Genomic DNA, 16,805 nt, shown 5'->3' with positions numbered 1-16,805 from the left:
CATGACGATGACGCTCTCCGAGCAGCGGGCGGCGGTGGAGGACTCTCCGCCGCCCGCTGTGCGCCCCTCCCGCCGCCGCTCGCCCCTCACCTGGTTCCGCGGCGGCGGGCTCGCGAACCTGCTGTTCGTGCTCCCCATGCTGTTCGTGTTCGTGCTCTTCTCGTGGTCCCCGATCGTGCAGTCGGTGATCATGAGCCTGCAGAAGACGAACCTGATCGTCTCCGAGTGGGTCGGATTCGACAACTACCTCGCCGTGATCGGCGACCCCGAGCTCGGCCGCGCCGTGATCAACACGCTCTGGTTCGCCGTGCTCGCGCTGCTCTTCGGGTTCCCGCTGCCGCTGCTGATGGCCGTGCTGATGAGCGAGGTGCGTCGTGGCAAGGGCATCTACTCGGCGCTCGCCTACCTGCCCGTCGTGATCCCGCCGGTCGTCGCGGTGCTGCTGTGGAAGTTCTTCTACAGCGCCGACCCGTCCGGGGTGTTCAACACCGTGCTCGGCTTCGTCGGCATCCCTCCACAGCCGTGGATCCAGGACGCGGTGCAGGCCATGCCCTCGCTCGTGCTCGAGGCCACGTGGGCAGGCGCCGGTGGGTCGATCATCATCTACCTCGCCGCGCTTCTGGGCGTGCCGCCCGAGCTCTACGACGCCGCGGAGGTCGACGGCGCCGGCATCTGGAAGAAGATCTGGCACGTCACGCTGCCCCAGCTGCGCGGCATCCTCTTCATCATGCTGATCCTGCAGGTGATCGCCACCGCGCAGGTCTTCCTCGAGCCGTTCCTGTTCACCGGCGGTGGACCGGCCGGAGCAACCAAGACCGTGCTGCTGTACATCTACGACAAGGCCTTCCGCAACAGCCTGGGCGGCGACTACGGCGAGGCGACGGCCGTCTCGGTGCTGCTCGCGATCGTCCTCGCCCTCCTCTCCTGGCTGTACTTCAAGCTGACCGACCGTTGGAGCACGACGTGAGCCTCACCACCCGCCTCTCGACCCGTGCCGCGGAGAAGGCGGCGGAGAAGGCCGCCGATCGCGTCGGGGACCGCACCGTCATCTCCGACTCCGAACGTCGGCGGCCCGGCATCCGCATCGGGATGTCGCTCACGCACGTGTTCCTCGCCGTCGGACTGGTGGTCGCCGGGCTCGGGCCGATCCTGTGGCTCGCGAAGTCGGCGATCACCCCCACCCAGGACACGCTGCAGCAGCCGTTCGCCCTGTGGCCGAACGGCATGGATTGGGAGAACCTGTCGACCGCGTGGAACGACATCCACATCGACCAGTACTTCTTCAACACGGTGATCATCGCCCTCGGCGCCTGGTTCGTGCAGCTGCTCATCGCGACGACCGGGGGCTACGCGCTGTCGGTGCTACGCCCGAAGTACGCGCCGATCCTGAACGCCCTGGTGCTGGCGACGCTGTTCATCCCGGGCATCGTGCTGCTTGTGCCGTTGTACCTGACGATCGTGCATCCGCCGCTTCTCGGAGACGTGAGCCTGCTCAACAACTACCTCGCGGTCTGGTTGCCGATGGGCGCGAACGCGTTCAACATCCTGCTCGTGAAGCGGTTCTTCGATTCGCTCCCGCGGGAGGTGTTCGAGGCAGCGCGCACCGATGGCGCCGGACCTTTCCGGCTGTTCTGGTCGATCGTGCTGCCGATGTCGAAGCCGATCCTCGGCGTGGTCTCGGTGTTCGCGATCATCGCCGCGTGGAAGGACTACCTGTGGCCGATGCTCGTGCTGCCCGACCCTGCGGTGCAACCGTTGTCGGTGCGTCTCCCCGCCGTGCAGTCGCAGACAGAGCTCGACGTGTTCCTGGCGGCGCTGGCGATCGCGACCCTGATCCCGATCGCGATGTTCCTGATCTTCCAGTCGGTGTTCCTGCGCTCGGCCGGACTCGGGGGTGCCGTGAAGGGCTAGTCGACGGTCGGCGGCACTGGCGGATGCAGGGCGTCGATCAGGGCACCCATGATGCCGGGCATATCGACGGTCGGGTCGATCATCCATTGCAGCTGGAGCCCGTCGGACGCCGCCTGGATCACCCGCGCGAGCGTGTCCGGGTCGAGAGTGGAGCGTCTGCCGTCGGCGCCGAAGTTGTCGGCGATGGAGTCGCGCAGGCGCGCGCTCCGATCCAGGAAGTAGTCGTGGGCGGGGTGTTCCGGGTCGGCGGCGTCCACGGAGAGGCGTGAGAACAGGGCGACGAGACCCGGGACCTCGGTGTTGTGGCGGATCACGCCGATGAACGCGGCTCTGGCCTCGGCGTCGCTGAGCCCGGCGGGATCGAGGCCGTCGTGCTCGTCGCGCTTGCGGAGCACCTCGGTGAAGAGCTCCTCCTTCGATCCGAAATAGTGCAGGAGAGCAGCGGGGGTGACGCCGACGACTTCGGCGATCTCCTTGAGGGACGCGTTCTGGTAACCCTTGCGTCCGATCACGTCGAGGGCGCTCTCGAGGATCTCCTCGCGTCGCGCCACGCCCTTCGCATACGAACCCCGTCGTGCCATGCTTCGACCCTAATCCTGAATGCCGTTTGAAATCTAATACTGAAGGGCATATGGTTTTCGCAAGGACATCGACGTCGCCCGCGAAAGGAACACCATGACCGAGATCTCGGCTTCCGACCTCACCCTCGAGGAGAAGGCGTCGCTCACCAGCGGTGCGGACTTCTGGACCACGAAGGCCATCGCCCGCGCGGGCATCCCGTCGGTGATGATGACCGACGGTCCGCACGGCCTGCGCAAGCAGTCCGGTGCCACCGATCACCTCGGTCTCGCGAGCAGTGTCCCCGCCACCTGCTTCCCACCCGCCGTCGGCATCGGCTCGTCGTGGGATCCGGAGATCATCGAGCGCGTGGGCGCGGCGATCGGCGTCGAAGCCGCGATCGAGAACGTCGCCGTCGTGCTCGGCCCCGGCATCAACATCAAGCGCTCGCCGCTGTGCGGCCGCAACTTCGAGTACTTCTCGGAAGACCCGATCGTGTCCGGCGTCCTCGGCGCCGCCTCGGTCCGCGGTATCCAGTCGAAGGGCGTCGGCACCTCGCTCAAGCACTTCGCCGCGAACAACCAGGAGTTCGACCGCATGCGTGCGAGCTCCGACGTCGACCCCCGCCCGCTGCGTGAGATCTACCTGCGCGGGTTCGAACGCGTCGTGAAGGACGCCTCGCCGTGGACCGTCATGTGCTCGTACAACAAGCTCAACGGCGTCTGGACCTCGGAGGACCCGTGGCTGCTCACCAGCGTGCTGCGCGACGACTGGGGCTTCGACGGCCTCGTCGTGTCGGACTGGGGCGCCGTCAACGACCGCGTCGCCGGCGTCGCTGCAGGCCTCGACCTGGAGATGCCGGCGTCGGGAGGGCGCACGGATGCGCAGCTCGTCGCCGCCGTGCGTGCGGGAACGCTCGAGGAGAGCGTGCTCGACACCGCCGCGGGCCGCGCCATCGAGCTCGTGCGCAAGGCCGGGGAGCGCCCGGCCGTGGCAGGCCCGCTCGATGTCGATGCCCACCACGCACTCGCCCGCGAGGCGGCCGGTCGTTCCATCGTGCTGCTGAAGAACGAGGCTGCCCTGCTCCCGCTCGCCGTCGACCAGAAGATTGCCGTGATCGGCGCGTTCGCGACCGAGCCGCGGTTCCAGGGCGCGGGGTCTTCGCTGATCAACCCCACCCGCGTCGACAAGGCGCTCGATGAACTGCGTGCCGTGGGCGGCGAGAACGTCTCCTACGCCGCGGGCTTCGCCGTCGAAGGCGGCACCATCGCGACATCCGGTCGGACTGCCGACGACCTGCGGGCAGAGGCCGTCGGCGTCGCCGAGGCGGCAGACGTGGCCGTGGTCTTCCTCGGCCTCCCCGCTGCCGAGGAGTCGGAAGGCTTCGACCGCGATCACATCGACCTGCCGGCGCCGCAGCTCGCCCTGCTCGACGCCGTGCTCGAGGTCAATCCCCGCGTCGTGGTCGTGCTGTCCAACGGCGGCGTGGTGGCCCTGCCCTTCGCCGACCGCGTGCCGGCCATCGTCGAGAGCTGGCTGCTCGGTCAGGCCGGCGGCAGCGCGGTGGCCGACGTGCTCTACGGTGCCGTGAACCCCTCGGGCAAGCTCACCGAGACCGTGCCGGCCCGGCTCGAGGACAACCCGTCATTCGGCAACTTCCCCGGCGAGTTCGGACACGTGCGCTACGGCGAGGGTCTGCTGGTCGGCTACCGCTGGTACGACGCGAAGGGTCTCGACGTGACCTTCCCGTTCGGCCACGGACTCTCGTACACGACGTTCGAATACGGTCGAGCGACAGCCGATGTCGGTGCCGACGGGGACATCGTCGTGCGCGTCGACGTCACCAACACCGGTGACCGCGACGGGCGCGAGGTCGTGCAGGTCTACGTCGCCCCGGCCGCGTCGATCGTGCAGCGCGCACCTCGTGAGCTCAAGGCCTTCTCCTCGGTCGCGCTCGCTGCCGGGGAGACGCGCACGGTCGAGCTCGTCGTGCGGCGCGAAGACCTCGCCTACTGGGACATCCGCGTCGACCGCTGGGTGGTCGAGGGCGGCGCCTATGCCGTCGATGTGGCCGCCTCCAGTCGCGACATCCGCTCGACCGCGGCGGTCGAGGTCTCGGGTGACGAGGTACACCAGGAACTGACCATGAACTCCTCGATCGGCGACCTGATCTCGCACCCGATCGCCGGCCCCATCGTTCAGCAGGCGCTGGGTGGCCTGATGGGCGGGCTCGGTGGCGACGCGGCCGCGGCGTCGATGATGCCGAACGACGAGGCGATGCAGAAGATGATGGCCTCCTTCCCGATCGGACGCCTGGCCGGATTCCCCGGGCTCCCGGTCGACTTCGAGCAGATCGAGCAGCTGATCGCCGCGGCGAACGCAGGCGGTCCCGCCGCCGGCTGACGCGTCACGGATGCAGGGGCACGGTGCGCGTGTGCGCGCCGTGCCCGAGCTCCTCACGGACCGCGCCGGGCAGGTCGAGCTCGGCCGTCGCGCCGACCGGGACCACGAGGTCGACATGCAGCTCGTCCTCGCCCACGCGCCACGCGATCGAGGCGTCACCGTAGGACGTGCGCTGCATCGCCGCGGCATGGGTGAGCCCGCCACCGGGACGCGGTGCGAAGCGGATGCGGCGGTATCCGGGCTCTGCGGGTGCGAGCCCGGCGACGCTGCGGTGCAACCAGTCGGCGACCGCTCCCAGCGCGTAGTGATTGAACGAGGTCATGGTCCCGGGGTTCACGGTGCCGTCGGGGAGCATCGCATCCCACCGCTCCCAGACCGTGGTCGCGCCCTGCACGACCTGGTACAGCCAGGACGGGCATCCCTGCTCGAGAAGAAGGTCGTAGGCGGCATCCGCGTGGCCGGTCAGGGTGAGCGCGTCGCAGACGAGCGGCGTGCCCACGAAGCCGGTCGCGATGCGGTTGTCCGCGGCATGCACGAGCGCGGCGAGGCGTGCCCCCGCGATCGCACGCTGCGTCTCGTCGGCGAGCAGGTCGAAGACGATGGCCAGGGCGTACGCAGTCTGGGCGTCGGAGGTCATCGTGCCGTCGGGTTTCACATGCGCACCCCGGAAAGCGGCAGCGACCTCGGTGGCGAGCGTGCCGTAACGATCCGCGTCGGCGGAGCGTCCGAGCACACGAGCCATATCGGCGACCGCTCGCGCCGACCGGGCGAAGTACGCCGTGGCGACGAGATACCGATCGGTGCGGGCATCGCCCGGATCCTGCGGGGGCGCCGCGGGATCGAGCCAGTCGCCGAGCTGGAACCCCTCGTTCCACAGGCGGTCGGGTCCGGCCAGTGATTCCACCTTGTCGACCCATCGGCGTGCGCTCTCGAACTGCGTCGCCAGAACGCCCTCGTCTCCGAAGCGCTGGTACAGGGCCCACGGCAGCAGCGTCGCCACATCTCCCCAGGCGGCGCCGGCGCGGATCGGAGACCACACCTTGTGCGACGGGATCACGGGCACGAACCACGGGACCGTGCCGTCGGGCAGCTGGTCGGCCTCCACGTCACGGAGCCATCCCGACAGCATCCCCGAGACGTCGAACAGCGTGGATGCGGTCGGGCCGAACACCTGCACGTCGCCCGTCCACCCCACGCGCTCATCACGCTGCGGGCAGTCGGTGGGGATGTCGACGAAGTTGCCGCGCATGCCCCAGACCACGTTGCGGTGCAACTGCTCGACCAGGGGATCGGAGCAGGTGAACCACCCGGTGCGCTCGAGGTCGGTGTGCAGCACACGGGCGATCAGAGCGCCGGCCGCGACATCCGCATCGAGGTCGCCCGGCCAGCCGGAGACCTCGGCGTATCGGAAGCCGTGGAATGTGAACCGCGGCTCCCATTCCTCGCCGCCGGTGCGTCCGGCGAGTGTGTAGGAGTCGCTGGAGCGTGCGCTGCGCAGCGGCCGCGTGTAGATCTCCCCCTCCTGCAGAACCTCCGCAGTGCGCAGCGTGACGGTCGTGCCGCGCGGACCGGTCACGCTGATGCGCACCCTTCCCACGAGGTTCTGCCCGAAGTCGAGGATGCGGGCGCCGCCGGGTGACGTGAGCACGGCGACGGGGGCGATCTCCTCGGTCACCCGGACAGGTGGCGCCGTCGGTGCGACCAGGGTGCGCGGATCGCGATCGCGCACCGCGACAGGCAGCCACTGCGCGTCGTCGAAGGCGGCGGTCGTCCACTCCGAGAGCTCCTCGCGCGCGTCGTAGTCCTCGCCGTCGTAGATGCCGGAGCGGAGGATGGGGGAGAGCGCGCCCTTCCATGAGTCGTCGGTCACGATCGTCTCGCGTCGTCCGTCGACATAGGTGATCTCCAGCTGGCCGAGGAACGAGAGATCGCTTCCGAACACGTTGCGGTACCCGCCGCGCCAGCCGAGACGTCCGCGGTACCAGCCGTCGCCGAGCCAGGCGCCGAGCGCGTTCTCGCCGTCGACGAGCAGGGCGGTCACGTCGTAGGTGTAGTACCGCAGCCGTTCGCGATAGACCGTCCACCCCGGCGACAGCGTGTCGGAGCCGACGCGCCCGCCGTTGATCTCGGGTTCGTACAGCCCGTGCGCGGTGGCGTAGAGCCGGGCGCGGGAGATCTCCCCGTCGAGCCGGAAGCTCCGCCGCACCAGGGTGGCGCGGCGGGCGTCGCTCTCCGGGTCCTCATCGAGGTCGAGCCCGACCGGCCGCGCCGACCAGTCGTCGGGGTGGAGGAGGCCGGCTTCCACCCAGGTCTGCGGGCTCTCGGCCGACCAGCGGCCGTCCGCACCCTGCACCGCCACGCGCACACCCACCCGCTCGCGGGAGTCGAGCGCACGAGTCGGCCAGGGAACCAGGACCTGCTCGGCGGACGTGACCTCGACGGTCTCCTCGGCGTCGTCGCGCACCACCGTGACGGCGTAGCGCTCCTGGCGCCAGCCGGCAGGTGCATCCGTGGTGGTCCAACTCAGGCGTGGTGCGCTCTCGCCGATGCCGAACGGTTCCCGGTGGTGCTCGATGCGGGGTGCGGAGACGGTCGTCATGGTCCTCATCCTCGCCGATCCCGATGACGATGGCGACGGCGACGGCGACGGCGACGTTCGGACCGGCGTCTCCGCCGGGTCCGCACTGGTCAGCCGGCCTCCTGGTCAGCCGGCCTCCTGGTCGGCCGTCTCCTGGCCGTGCCGTCTGCGGACGGCGTTCGCGTGGGGTATCCCCTTCGAGAAGAAGAGCGACAGCAGACTGATGAGGATGAGCCCGAAGAACGCGATGCGCAGCGACGACAGCTGCGAATCGCGGTAGACCGTGGCGAGAGTGTCGGCGTCGGCATCGTCCAGCCCGGCCTTCTCCGCGATGGCGGCGACGTCGGCTGCGGGCACGATGGTGACTCCGTGCTGCGTGGCGCTCGCCACGGTCGCCTGGGTGGTGTCGGGCAGGTCGCTCGCCGCGACTCCCGAGGCGAACGAGGTCGACAGCGCACCGATGAGGATCGACCCGATCAGGGCCGTTCCGAGCGACGAGCCGAGGTTCTGGAACACGCCCTGAAGCCCGCCGACCTCGCTCGTCTCCTTCTCGGTCACGCTCGACATGTTCACGTTCCCGAGCTGCGAGGCGAGGAGTCCGAGGGCCGCTCCGGCGAGGAACATCCCGGTCGCGAAGAAGCCGCTGCGCAGGTCGCTGGTGGCGGAGCCGAGAAGGATGAGGGCGCTGACGACGAGTGTCAGCTGTCCGATGCGCACGATCGTCCGCGGAGACAAGAGGCGCGAGAGTCGGGTGCCCACGATCGAGAACAGCACGAGAGCGATGGAGAGGGGGAAGATCCGGATCCCGGTCTCCAGGGCATCGAGGCCGAGGGTCATCTGCAGATACACCGGCACCATGAAGAAGAGCCCGGCGGTCACGGTGTACTGCGCCCCGAGGACGGTGAGTCCGCTGCGGAGCGAGGTGATCGAGAACATCCCCACGTGGATGAGCGGCGACCGGCCGAGGCGTTCGAGCAGGCGCTGACGCGAGAAGAACAGGGCCAGGAGCACGACGCCGAGCACGATGAACCAGGCGGCGGGAGAGATGCCGAGAGGGGCGACCACGACGCCGCCGATCGTGGGCGGGTTCAGCGGCAGCACCCACCCCCACGTCTTGCTCTGCAGCATCCCGAACACCACCGCGACCAGCCCGACCGACGAGAGCGCGACGCTGAGGACGTCGATGCGCACGCTCTGCCGTGGCGTCGGGTCGGTGACGATCCGGGCGCACAGCACCACGCCGATCATGATGAGCACCTCGGCGGCGAACACGTAGCGCCAGTCGAAGTAGGTCGTGACGAATCCGCCGATCAGTGGTCCAGCCGCGACGGCGGCCCCGGAGACGGCACCGATGATCGCGAACGCCGTGATGCGCTCACGGCCGCGGTAGTTGTCGGCGACGAGGGCGGCGATTGCCGGGATGACGAGCACGGCACCCAGACCTTCGACGACCGACCAGCCGAGGAACAGGAACTGCACGTTCGGACTCACCGCCGTGATCAGCGACCCCACGGCATAGATGCACGATCCGATGACGAACGCCCTGCGGCGGCCCCACACGTCACCCAGCCTCGCCCCGAGCAGCATGAACGCCGCCATCGTGAGGGTGTAGAACGTGATGGCGCCCTGCATCGCGGCGACGGTGGTGTCGAGGTCGGACACCACCGTCGATATCGACACGTTCATCACGGTGCCGTCCAGCACCATCACGAACTGCGCGGAGCCGAGGACGGCGATGACGCCCCATCTCTTCATGGTGACTCCTTCGAGCCTGTTCATCGTGGCATCCGACGGGGGCGATCTCCGTGCGGGCGTCACCCCTTCCGGATGAGGTCGGCGGGCGGCGGGCGGCGGGCGGCGGGCGGCGGGCACGCCGGAAGGCACTCAGGCGGGCGTGCTCGATCTGCCTTTCGCACTCGCGCCGCGCATGATCCGTGCGACCGCCGTGATCAGGAACAGCTGCCCGGTGATGCCCTCGGCGATGGCGATCCCCTGTCCGGTGGTGCCGACGGGGACCAGATTGCCGTATCCGGTCGTGGTCAGTGCGGTGAACGAGAAGAACAGCTGGTTGCCGAGCGAGTCGAGGCTCTCCTCGCCGAACATCGGGGTGGGGGAGATCTGCGAGATCAGGTTGTAGACGAAGGCGAAGAACATCCCGACCAGGATGTAGGCCGTGATCGCCGCCAGCAGCGCCTCCAGGTCGAGGCCCCGCCGGTTGACCTGATGCGCGATGATGGCCCACGGAGCGACCAGCAGAGCGAGCATCGATGCGGCCGACAGCGGGATCGCGAGCACCGGGCCGTCGACGCCGAAGAGTGCGGCGATGACGGCGGCGGCACCGGCGACCGAGAGCACCACCCACCAAACACGCTGCACGAGGTGTCGCGCACGGGTCACGTAGAACACCATCGCCACCGTCGCCAGCATGGCGAGGAAGGCCCAGGGGCTCGGGTCGGTGCTGGGCTGCGCCGCGCAGAAGCCGTACGAGACGATGAGCAGACCGAGGATGATCGCGTAACCGCGCGCCTGGCCGTCCCGCTCGCGATGCGAGGGGGTGTGGGCGTTCTCCGCGTTCACGGTGTCGGTGCGGGGCATGATCGGTCCTCTTCCGCGCGGTGGACGTCGGGTGCCCACGATGTGCGGCAAGTATCCCAGCGCGAGTGCGCATCCCCGCTCAGCCCGCGTGCGCGTCGGTCGGAAGCGAGTTCGGGGGGTGCCGGTTCGTCACCGCTCGTCCGACCCGTTATGATGGCTAGGTGCATCCGTGCTTTCGGGTCGGATGCCTGGAGACGTCGCATAGTCCGGCCGAGTGCACCACCCTGCTAAGGTGGAGTCCCCTCACGGGGACCAGGGGTTCAAATCCCCTCGTCTCCGCAGAAGAACCCCCGCTCAGGCGGGGGTTTTCTCGTTCCCGGCCCCTGCACTCCCGCGTCGGGGCAGACTCGAACCATGCTGCGCGACATCACCACGATCGTCTTCGACGTGCTGGGCACCCTGGTCGATGAACCCGGAGGGCTCCGCATCGCCATCGAGGAGGCGGGCGGCTCTCCCCGTGATGCCGATGAACTCCTCGGCGTCTGGCAACGTCATATCGAAGGGGAGCAGCGCCGGATCGCACGGGGTGAGCGCGACTATGTCGACTCCGGAATCCTTGATCGCGAGGCGGCGACTCGGGTGGCGCAGACCGCGGGGATCACGGATGCCGCGACGATCGATCGCCTCGCCACCGCGACGAAGCGTCTTCCCGCCTGGCCGGATTCGTGCGAGGGCGTCGCGCGGCTTGCCGCCCGCTTCCATGTTCTCGGGCTGTCGAATGCGAACCCGGAGTCGCTGCGCGCGCTGGGGGAGCACGCCGGACTGCGATGGCACGGGGCACTCTCCGCGGATGCCGTCGAGGCCTATAAGCCCTCACCGCGGGTCTACCGGCTCGCGGTGGAGGAGGCAGGGGGCGACCCGGAGAGAGTGCTCATGGTCGCCGCTCACGCCTGGGACCTCAGAGGCGCCGGAGATGCAGGGATGAGGACCGCGTACGTGCCGCGTCCGGTGGGTGATCCGCCCGCGGAGACCGACGCCTTCGACGGTCGCTTCTCCACCCTGGCCGGGCTGGCGGATGCGTTGGACTGAAGCGGCGGGATCGGCTCGTGTCTGTGTCCGACCCGACGTTCGGCTCGACCCTCAGGTAGCCTCGTCCGCATGGCCACCGCAGCGACGCAGACCCACAAACGTGAAGCCTTCGGCTCGCGCAATGTGTTCATCCTCTCGGCGATCGGCTCCGCGGTCGGCCTCGGGAACATCTGGCGGTTCCCCTACGTCGCCTACGAGGGCGGTGGCGGAGCCTTCCTGATCCCGTACCTGTGTGCTCTGCTCACGGCCGGGATCCCGCTGCTGTTCTTCGACTACGCGATCGGTCACCGATTCCGTGGGTCGGCGCCGCTGGCGTTCCGTCGCATGCACCGTGCGGCCGAGCCTCTCGGCTGGTGGCAGGTGCTCATCTGCGTCGTGATCGCGGTCTACTACGCGGTGATCATCGCCTGGGCGGCGATGTACACGTGGTTCTCGGCCCAGCTCACCTGGGGCGCGGGCAACGAGAACGACTTCTTCTTCATCGACTTCCTGCGATCGGCGGACGTCGCCGAGGTCGGTGTATCGACCGATTTCGTCCCGCAGGTCGGCATCCCGCTCGTCGTGGTCTGGCTGATCGTGATCGTCATCATGGCGCTGGGCGTCAAGCGCGGCATCGGCCGGGCGAACATGATCCTGATGCCGCTGCTCACCGTGATGTTCGCGATCCTCGTGGTGCAGTCCCTGTTCCTCCCGGGAGCCATGGACGGCCTCAACGCCTTCTTCACCCCGAACTGGGAGGCACTGGCCGACCCCGGCGTCTGGGCATCCGCCTACGGACACATCTTCTTCTCGCTCTCCGTCGCCTTCGGCATCATGGTGACCTACTCGTCCTACCTGAAGCGGAAGACCGATCTGACCGGTTCCGGGCTCGTGGTGGCCTTCGCCAACTCCGGTTTCGAGATCCTCGCCGGCATCGGCGTCTTCGCGGCGCTGGGATTCATGGCGCAGGCGCAGGGAACGGAGGTGGCCGGTGTCGCGTCCTCCGGAATCGGTCTCGCCTTCATCGCCTTCCCCACGATCGTCTCGCAGGCCACGGGAGGGTCGATCATCGGTGTGCTGTTCTTCGGAGCCCTGGTGTTCGCCGGCGTCACCTCCCTCATCTCGATCCTCGAGGTGATCGTGGCCGCCCTGCAGGACAAGCTGGGATGGGCGCGCGTGCGCACGACCCTCACGGTCGCGATCCCGTTGGCGATTATCTCGATGGCGCTCTTCTCGACGACCACGGCCTTGTCGGTGCTCGACACGGCCGACGCCTTCGTCAACTCCTTCGGCATCATGGCGGTCGCGCTGGTGGCGGTCATCATCGTGGCCTGGCTGCTGCACAAGCTGCCGGTGCTGGTCGAGCACCTCAACCGGCGTTCGAGTTTCCGGGTGGGCACCGTCTGGAAGGTGCTCGTCGGGGTTCTCGCGCCGGTCGTTCTCGGATACCTCTTCGTCAGCGAGCTCATCGCGAAGACCTCCGAACCGTACAGCGGCTATCCCGCCTGGTTCCTCGCCATCTTCGGCTGGGGGATGGTCATCGCCCTGGTCGTCCTGGCGCTGATCCTGTCGGCGCTGCCCTGGAGCACGCGCTCGCATGCGAAGGACGACCCCGAGTACGACGAGTTCCTCTCCGAGGAGCACTACGAACCGGATACCGAGACCTCGGCGATACCGGCAGTCGGCACGACGAAGGGAGCCGGCGCATGACTCCGATCGCGATCGTCATGATGATCGTCGCCATGGTCACGGTGTGGGGTGGCCTGATCGCCGGGATCGTCAACCTGGCGCGTCATCCCGAGGAATCGGAGACCGAACCGGCGCCGCCCGTCGAACTCTGACGTCGATCGAGCGCTGACGTCGATCGAGCTCTGGCGCCGATCGAGTGCGGGCACTGATCGCATCGGACCGCAGAAGTCGGGTCGCGAGGGGCGGGCGACGGTGACGATGGTGAGGAAAGGAGGACCTCATGATCGGCACGCTGAACGCCTTGATCGACATGGTCGACGCGGGAGACCCGGGTCAGGAGATCGACGTGGCCTCGTTCTCGCATGAGCACGGCACCACCGAGTATCACCTGCGCCGGATGTTCTCGGCACTCGCGGGCATGCCGTTCTCGGAATACGTGCGTCGTCGTCGGATGACGCTCGCCGGGGCGGAGCTCGCTGCGGGCGCCGCGAGTCTGCTCGACGTGGCCGTGCGCCACGGGTACGGGTCGGTCGAGGCATTCGGACGCGCGTTCCGGGCTGTGCACGGCATCAGCCCGGCCGATGCGCGCCGTGACGGGGGTCCCCTCCGCACTCAACCCACGCTCCGGTTCCGCCTGAGCGTCGAAGGGAGAATCCCCATGGACGTCACCATCACCACCCGGCCCGCGTTCGTCCTCGTCGGTCATGCCGCCGAGGTCCCGTTGATCCACGAGGGCGTCAATCCGCACATCCAGGAGCACATCGCCGCGATCCCGTCCGAGGAACACGCGCGCCTCAAGGGTCTCGGCGACGCCGAGCCGTCGGGGATCCTGGCCGTCACGTCCGATATCGAACCGGACGCACCGGAGGGCACGCTGCTCACGTATCTGCACGGCGTCGCCCTGCAGAGCACCACTCCCGTTCCGGACGACCTCGACTCCCTTCCCCTCGAAGCCGGTTCCTGGGCGGTCTTCGCGGCCCAGGGCCCGTTCCCCGAGACGCTGCAGGATCTGTGGGCCGCCACAGCGACCGAGTGGTTCCCGTCGAACCCCTGGAGGCTTCGTCCCGGTCCCTCGATCGTGCGCTACCTCGAGTTCCGGGGTGACTCCGCGTCGTGCGAGCTCTGGCTTCCGGTCGAGCACGGCTGACGCAGGCCCGAGGGCGGGCGGGCGTCCGCGCACCACCCGCCCTCGCCTCGCCACACCGTGTCCGACGCCCGTGCGACACTGGGCGCACGATCAAGGAGGGCACGTCATGGCGGCGATCGATCCCAAGAAGACGCTCGACGCGTATCGCGCGAAGAGGGGAGAGTTCCGCATCGTCGAGGTGCCGCCCCTGCAGTATCTGATGATCGACGGGGCAGGCGACCCGAACACCGCACCCGCGTACCGGGAGGCCGTGTCCGCCCTGTTCCCGGTGGCCTATGCGCTGAAGTTCGCGAGTCGGAACGAGCTCGGCGTCGACACGGTGGTGATGCCGCTCGAAGGACTCTGGCATGCACCGGACATGGAGTCGTTCACCTCGCGCCGCGACAAGTCGGCGTGGATGTGGACGATGATGATCATGGTCGGCGACCACATCACCGGGGCGATGTGCGCGGCTGCGGTGGAAGCCGTCGCGCAGAAGGCGGCGAAGAAGAAGGAGTCGATTCCGGCACTGGAGTCCGTGCGATTGGAGACGCTCGACGAGGCCACCTGCGTGCAGACGCTGCATGTCGGCCCGTTCGACGACGAAGGTCCGGTGCTCGACGATCTGCATCACCGCTTCATCCCCGAGAACGGGCTGCAGATGCGAGGACTCCATCACGAGATCTACCTGAGCGACCTGCGTCGCGTCGCTCCGGCGAAGCTGCGCACGATCCTCCGGCAGCCGGTCATGCCGCGCGCCTGAGCGGTGGACACGGGGAAAGCAAGCCCCTCCTCGGCTTTCGGAGTGACGGATACGCTTCAACGATGAGCACGGTCAAGAATGCGGCACGCGTCGCCAAGAGGTCGTCGACGTTCCGACGGATCGCCCGTGCCGGGTTCGTCGTCCTGGGTCTCATCCACGTCATCATCGGCTCGGTGGCGATCTCCATCGCGGCGGGCGCCTCCGGTGACGCCGACCAGGACGGAGCGATGGAGCAGATCCGCCAGAGCCCGATCGGAGGGCTGCTCCTCGTGCTCGTGGCCACCGGGCTGATCGCGCTTGCCGTATGGCAGATCGCCAGTGCCTTCCTCGCCGCCGACCCGGCCGAGACGAAGAAGTGGGGTCAGCGCGTCAAGCTCTTCGGCATCGCCGCCGCGTACCTCGTCGTCGGAGGCATGGCCCTGATCTACGCGGTGGGTGGCAACGCCGACTCGGAGACGGCCTCGAAGACCCTGAGCGCGGTGCTGCTCTCGGCGCCGGGCGGCGTGGCCCTGCTGGTCGTCGTGGGGCTCTCGATCGTCGGGGTGGGGGTCGGGTTCGTCGTCGGCGGTTTCACCCGCGGCTTCGAGAAGCTGCTCGACCTGCCATCGGGGGTCGCTCGCGGGGGCATCGTGACGCTGGGAGTGATCGGCTACTTCGGCAAGGGCATCGCGGTGGCCGTGACCGGGGTGCTGTTCGTGGTCGCCGCCGTGACACAGGACCCGGAGAAGGGCGCAGGGCTCGACGCTGCTCTGCACAGCCTGCTCGAGCTGCCCCTAGGAGGACTCGTCCTGGGGTTGGTCGGCGCAGGCTTCGCGGTCTACGGCGTCTTCTGCATCGCTCGGGCCCGCTTCGCTCGCATGTGACCTCCAGGCACGTGTGAGCGTTCAGGCCGCACTCAGGCGGTCGCGGGCTTCTCGCTCCACACCAGAAGGAACGCTCCGAGAGCGATCATCAGTCCGCCGCCTGTCGCGCCCATCGCCTCGATGCGTCGTGGGGAGCGACCGAACCAGTCGCGGGCGGCACTCGCGAGGAGCACCCACACCGCGTCGCACGTCACACCGATGGTGACGACGATCGCCCCGAGCAGGAAGAGCTGCGCGGGGACGGAACCGGCATGCAGATCGACGAACTGGGGCAGGATCGCGAGGAAGAAGGCGATGGACTTCGGGTTGGTCACGCCGACGACGAAGCCTTCGCTGAGGAGTCGCCACCCCGAGCGCCGTGCCGGTGCCGCGAACATGGCGCGCGCCGCATCCTTCCGGTGCCTGATCGCCTGGATGCCGAGGAAGATCAGGTAACCGGCGCCGAGCACCTTGACGATCGTGAACAGCACGATCGACTGTGCGATCACGGTGCCGACGCCGAGCGCGACGGCCACGACGAGGACGATCGACCCGACGGCCGTGCCGAGGATGCTCAGGAACCCGCCCCAGCGCCCCAGCACCATGGCCCGGCCGATCGTGAACAGCACCGTCGGCCCGGGGATCACGACCATGACGAACGCGGCGACGACGAAGGCGAGCAGCGTGTCCGGGGCGATCATGGGATGAGCCTAGAGGCGCGGGCGCCGGGCGGTCGAGGCCCGGCCACCCGGCGCTGCCGGATCAGGTGCTGCCGGAGACGGTGCTGCCGGATCCGGTGCCCTCGATCAGACGGTGCCCTCGATCAGACCGTGCCCTCGATCAGACCGTGCCCTCGATCAGGCCGTGCCCCAGAAGCGGTCCTCCGCGTCCTGGTCCTCGCTGATCAACCAGACCTCGACGATGCGGTCATCGGCGACGCGGAAGACGTCGACGCCGTGCTGGTCGAGGTCGTCGCGCCCTTCGCGCTGGGCACGGAAGCGCACGGTCGCTGAGACGAGTGCGCCGCTCTCGGTCGCCGATTCGGTCTCGAGGGCGAAGGTTCCGCCGCTCAGTTGCATGAACCGGCCGAGGTGCGCGAGGATCGCGTCGGGACCGACATGGTCCCCCGAGACCTGGCTCTCTCCGGGCTGGTGCCAGACGGCGTCCGCGTGGAAGGTCGCGGCCAGCGCCTCCATGTCTCCGGCGGCCATGGCCGCACCATACTGTCCTACGACGTCGATTGCCGACATGATGCTCCTTCTGGATGGGTCGGTACTGTGGAGCATCCAGCGTCTCGACCGGGACGCGGTTACTTCAACGTCACCGGGGAAG

General features: G+C 68.6%; 15 protein-coding genes and 1 tRNA gene. 10 read left to right on the top strand and 6 right to left on the bottom strand.

The annotated features are described in order from the left end of the window. Position 1: 1 nt before the first annotated feature. Positions 2-967, top strand: a complete 966-nt coding sequence (locus ACLFA2_RS05060) for a carbohydrate ABC transporter permease (protein WP_021198182.1) — start codon at positions 2-4, stop codon at positions 965-967. Next, a complete protein-coding gene (locus tag ACLFA2_RS05055; protein ID WP_029266096.1) occupies positions 964-1,911 on the top strand; it encodes a carbohydrate ABC transporter permease in 948 nt (315 codons plus the stop codon). Before ACLFA2_RS05060 ends, ACLFA2_RS05055 begins: the two co-directional genes overlap by 4 nt. On the opposite strand, the gene ACLFA2_RS05050 is transcribed toward ACLFA2_RS05055, so the two are convergent. Next, positions 1,908-2,492: a TetR/AcrR family transcriptional regulator gene (locus ACLFA2_RS05050; protein ID WP_029259679.1), complete on the bottom strand. Its 585-nt coding sequence runs from the start codon at positions 2,490-2,492 to the stop codon at positions 1,908-1,910. The two genes, ACLFA2_RS05055 and ACLFA2_RS05050, sit on opposite strands and share 4 nt — an antisense overlap. 94 nt (positions 2,493-2,586) lie before the next feature. Here ACLFA2_RS05050 and ACLFA2_RS05045 point away from each other — a divergent pair, with 94 nt between their 5' ends. After that, positions 2,587-4,872: a glycoside hydrolase family 3 C-terminal domain-containing protein gene (locus tag ACLFA2_RS05045; protein WP_426622143.1), complete on the top strand. Its 2,286-nt coding sequence runs from the start codon at positions 2,587-2,589 to the stop codon at positions 4,870-4,872. A 4-nt stretch (positions 4,873-4,876) separates the two neighbouring features. On the opposite strand, the gene ACLFA2_RS05040 is transcribed toward ACLFA2_RS05045, so the two are convergent. The 3 genes from ACLFA2_RS05040 to ACLFA2_RS05030 all read right to left on the bottom strand — a co-directional run bounded on the left by ACLFA2_RS05040 (position 4,877) and on the right by ACLFA2_RS05030 (position 10,045). After that, positions 4,877-7,471, bottom strand: coding sequence for a family 78 glycoside hydrolase catalytic domain (locus ACLFA2_RS05040; protein ID WP_426622142.1), 2,595 nt, complete (start codon positions 7,469-7,471; stop codon positions 4,877-4,879). 105 nt (positions 7,472-7,576) lie between these two features. Beyond that, complete coding sequence (locus ACLFA2_RS05035) at positions 7,577-9,229, bottom strand: MFS transporter (protein WP_426622141.1); 1,653 nt, start codon at positions 9,227-9,229, stop codon at positions 7,577-7,579. 105 nt (positions 9,230-9,334) lie between these two features. Further along, positions 9,335-10,045 carry a potassium channel family protein gene (locus tag ACLFA2_RS05030; RefSeq protein ID WP_021198176.1) on the bottom strand — a complete coding sequence of 237 codons (711 nt, stop codon included), beginning with the start codon at positions 10,043-10,045 and terminating at the stop codon, positions 9,335-9,337. A 190-nt stretch (positions 10,046-10,235) separates the two neighbouring features. Between ACLFA2_RS05030 and ACLFA2_RS05025 the strand changes: the two genes are divergently transcribed. The 7 genes from ACLFA2_RS05025 to ACLFA2_RS04995 all read left to right on the top strand — a co-directional run bounded on the left by ACLFA2_RS05025 (position 10,236) and on the right by ACLFA2_RS04995 (position 15,494). Beyond that, a tRNA-Ser gene (locus ACLFA2_RS05025) sits at positions 10,236-10,324 on the top strand. Between the two features lie 75 nt (positions 10,325-10,399). Then, positions 10,400-11,074, top strand: a complete 675-nt coding sequence (locus ACLFA2_RS05020; RefSeq protein ID WP_021198175.1) for a haloacid dehalogenase type II — start codon at positions 10,400-10,402, stop codon at positions 11,072-11,074. Between the two features lie 69 nt (positions 11,075-11,143). After that, entirely contained in the window at positions 11,144-12,763 is a 1,620-nt protein-coding gene (locus ACLFA2_RS05015) for a sodium-dependent transporter (RefSeq protein ID WP_021198174.1), read from the top strand. Then, the gene (locus tag ACLFA2_RS05010) at positions 12,760-12,894 is read left to right on the top strand and encodes a methionine/alanine import family NSS transporter small subunit (RefSeq protein WP_021198173.1); all 135 of its coding nucleotides are present in this window, start codon (positions 12,760-12,762) and stop codon (positions 12,892-12,894) included. The genes ACLFA2_RS05015 and ACLFA2_RS05010 overlap by 4 nt, the downstream gene beginning before the upstream one ends. Positions 12,895-13,022: 128 nt before the next feature. After that, complete coding sequence (locus ACLFA2_RS05005) at positions 13,023-13,889, top strand: AraC family transcriptional regulator (RefSeq protein WP_426622140.1); 867 nt, start codon at positions 13,023-13,025, stop codon at positions 13,887-13,889. 106 nt (positions 13,890-13,995) lie between these two features. Then, positions 13,996-14,631 (top strand): GyrI-like domain-containing protein, encoded by a 636-nt coding sequence (locus ACLFA2_RS05000; protein WP_426622139.1) that lies wholly within the window; start codon positions 13,996-13,998, stop codon positions 14,629-14,631. 62 nt (positions 14,632-14,693) lie between these two features. Next, positions 14,694-15,494, top strand: coding sequence for a DUF1206 domain-containing protein (locus ACLFA2_RS04995; protein ID WP_426622138.1), 801 nt, complete (start codon positions 14,694-14,696; stop codon positions 15,492-15,494). A gap of 32 nt (positions 15,495-15,526) precedes the next feature. Here ACLFA2_RS04995 and ACLFA2_RS04990 read toward each other — a convergent pair whose 3' ends face one another. Together ACLFA2_RS04990 and ACLFA2_RS04985 are read right to left on the bottom strand one after the other, a co-directional pair. Beyond that, positions 15,527-16,174: a LysE family translocator gene (locus ACLFA2_RS04990; RefSeq protein WP_167254668.1), complete on the bottom strand. Its 648-nt coding sequence runs from the start codon at positions 16,172-16,174 to the stop codon at positions 15,527-15,529. A gap of 156 nt (positions 16,175-16,330) precedes the next feature. Next, complete coding sequence (locus ACLFA2_RS04985) at positions 16,331-16,684, bottom strand: nuclear transport factor 2 family protein (protein WP_426622137.1); 354 nt, start codon at positions 16,682-16,684, stop codon at positions 16,331-16,333. Positions 16,685-16,805: the final 121 nt, after the last annotated feature.

It is taken from the genome of Microbacterium sp. As-52 (assembly GCF_049949185.1).
GTDB classification, from domain to species: Bacteria; Actinomycetota; Actinomycetes; order Actinomycetales; family Microbacteriaceae; genus Microbacterium; species Microbacterium maritypicum_A.
This window is presented reverse-complemented; position numbering and strand designations above follow the sequence as displayed.

Excerpts from the sequence above, each read along its gene's own strand:
- ACLFA2_RS05040 (WP_426622142.1), bottom strand. The coding sequence starts at position 7,471 with ATGACGACCGTCTCCGCACCCCGCATCGAGCACCACCGGGAACCGTTC.
- ACLFA2_RS05000 (WP_426622139.1), top strand. The coding sequence starts at position 13,996 with ATGGCGGCGATCGATCCCAAGAAGACGCTCGACGCGTATCGCGCGAAG.
- ACLFA2_RS05005 (WP_426622140.1), top strand. The coding sequence starts at position 13,023 with ATGATCGGCACGCTGAACGCCTTGATCGACATGGTCGACGCGGGAGAC.
- ACLFA2_RS05015 (WP_021198174.1), top strand. The coding sequence starts at position 11,144 with ATGGCCACCGCAGCGACGCAGACCCACAAACGTGAAGCCTTCGGCTCG.
- ACLFA2_RS04985 (WP_426622137.1), bottom strand. The coding sequence starts at position 16,684 with ATGGCCGCCGGAGACATGGAGGCGCTGGCCGCGACCTTCCACGCGGAC.
- ACLFA2_RS05060 (WP_021198182.1), top strand. The coding sequence starts at position 2 with ATGACGATGACGCTCTCCGAGCAGCGGGCGGCGGTGGAGGACTCTCCG.
- ACLFA2_RS05030 (WP_021198176.1), bottom strand. The coding sequence starts at position 10,045 with ATGCCCCGCACCGACACCGTGAACGCGGAGAACGCCCACACCCCCTCG.
- ACLFA2_RS05050 (WP_029259679.1), bottom strand. The coding sequence starts at position 2,492 with ATGGCACGACGGGGTTCGTATGCGAAGGGCGTGGCGCGACGCGAGGAG.
- ACLFA2_RS05020 (WP_021198175.1), top strand. The coding sequence starts at position 10,400 with ATGCTGCGCGACATCACCACGATCGTCTTCGACGTGCTGGGCACCCTG.
- ACLFA2_RS05010 (WP_021198173.1), top strand. The coding sequence starts at position 12,760 with ATGACTCCGATCGCGATCGTCATGATGATCGTCGCCATGGTCACGGTG.
- ACLFA2_RS04995 (WP_426622138.1), top strand. The coding sequence starts at position 14,694 with ATGAGCACGGTCAAGAATGCGGCACGCGTCGCCAAGAGGTCGTCGACG.
- ACLFA2_RS05035 (WP_426622141.1), bottom strand. The coding sequence starts at position 9,229 with ATGAACAGGCTCGAAGGAGTCACCATGAAGAGATGGGGCGTCATCGCC.
- ACLFA2_RS05045 (WP_426622143.1), top strand. The coding sequence starts at position 2,587 with ATGACCGAGATCTCGGCTTCCGACCTCACCCTCGAGGAGAAGGCGTCG.
- ACLFA2_RS04990 (WP_167254668.1), bottom strand. The coding sequence starts at position 16,174 with ATGATCGCCCCGGACACGCTGCTCGCCTTCGTCGTCGCCGCGTTCGTC.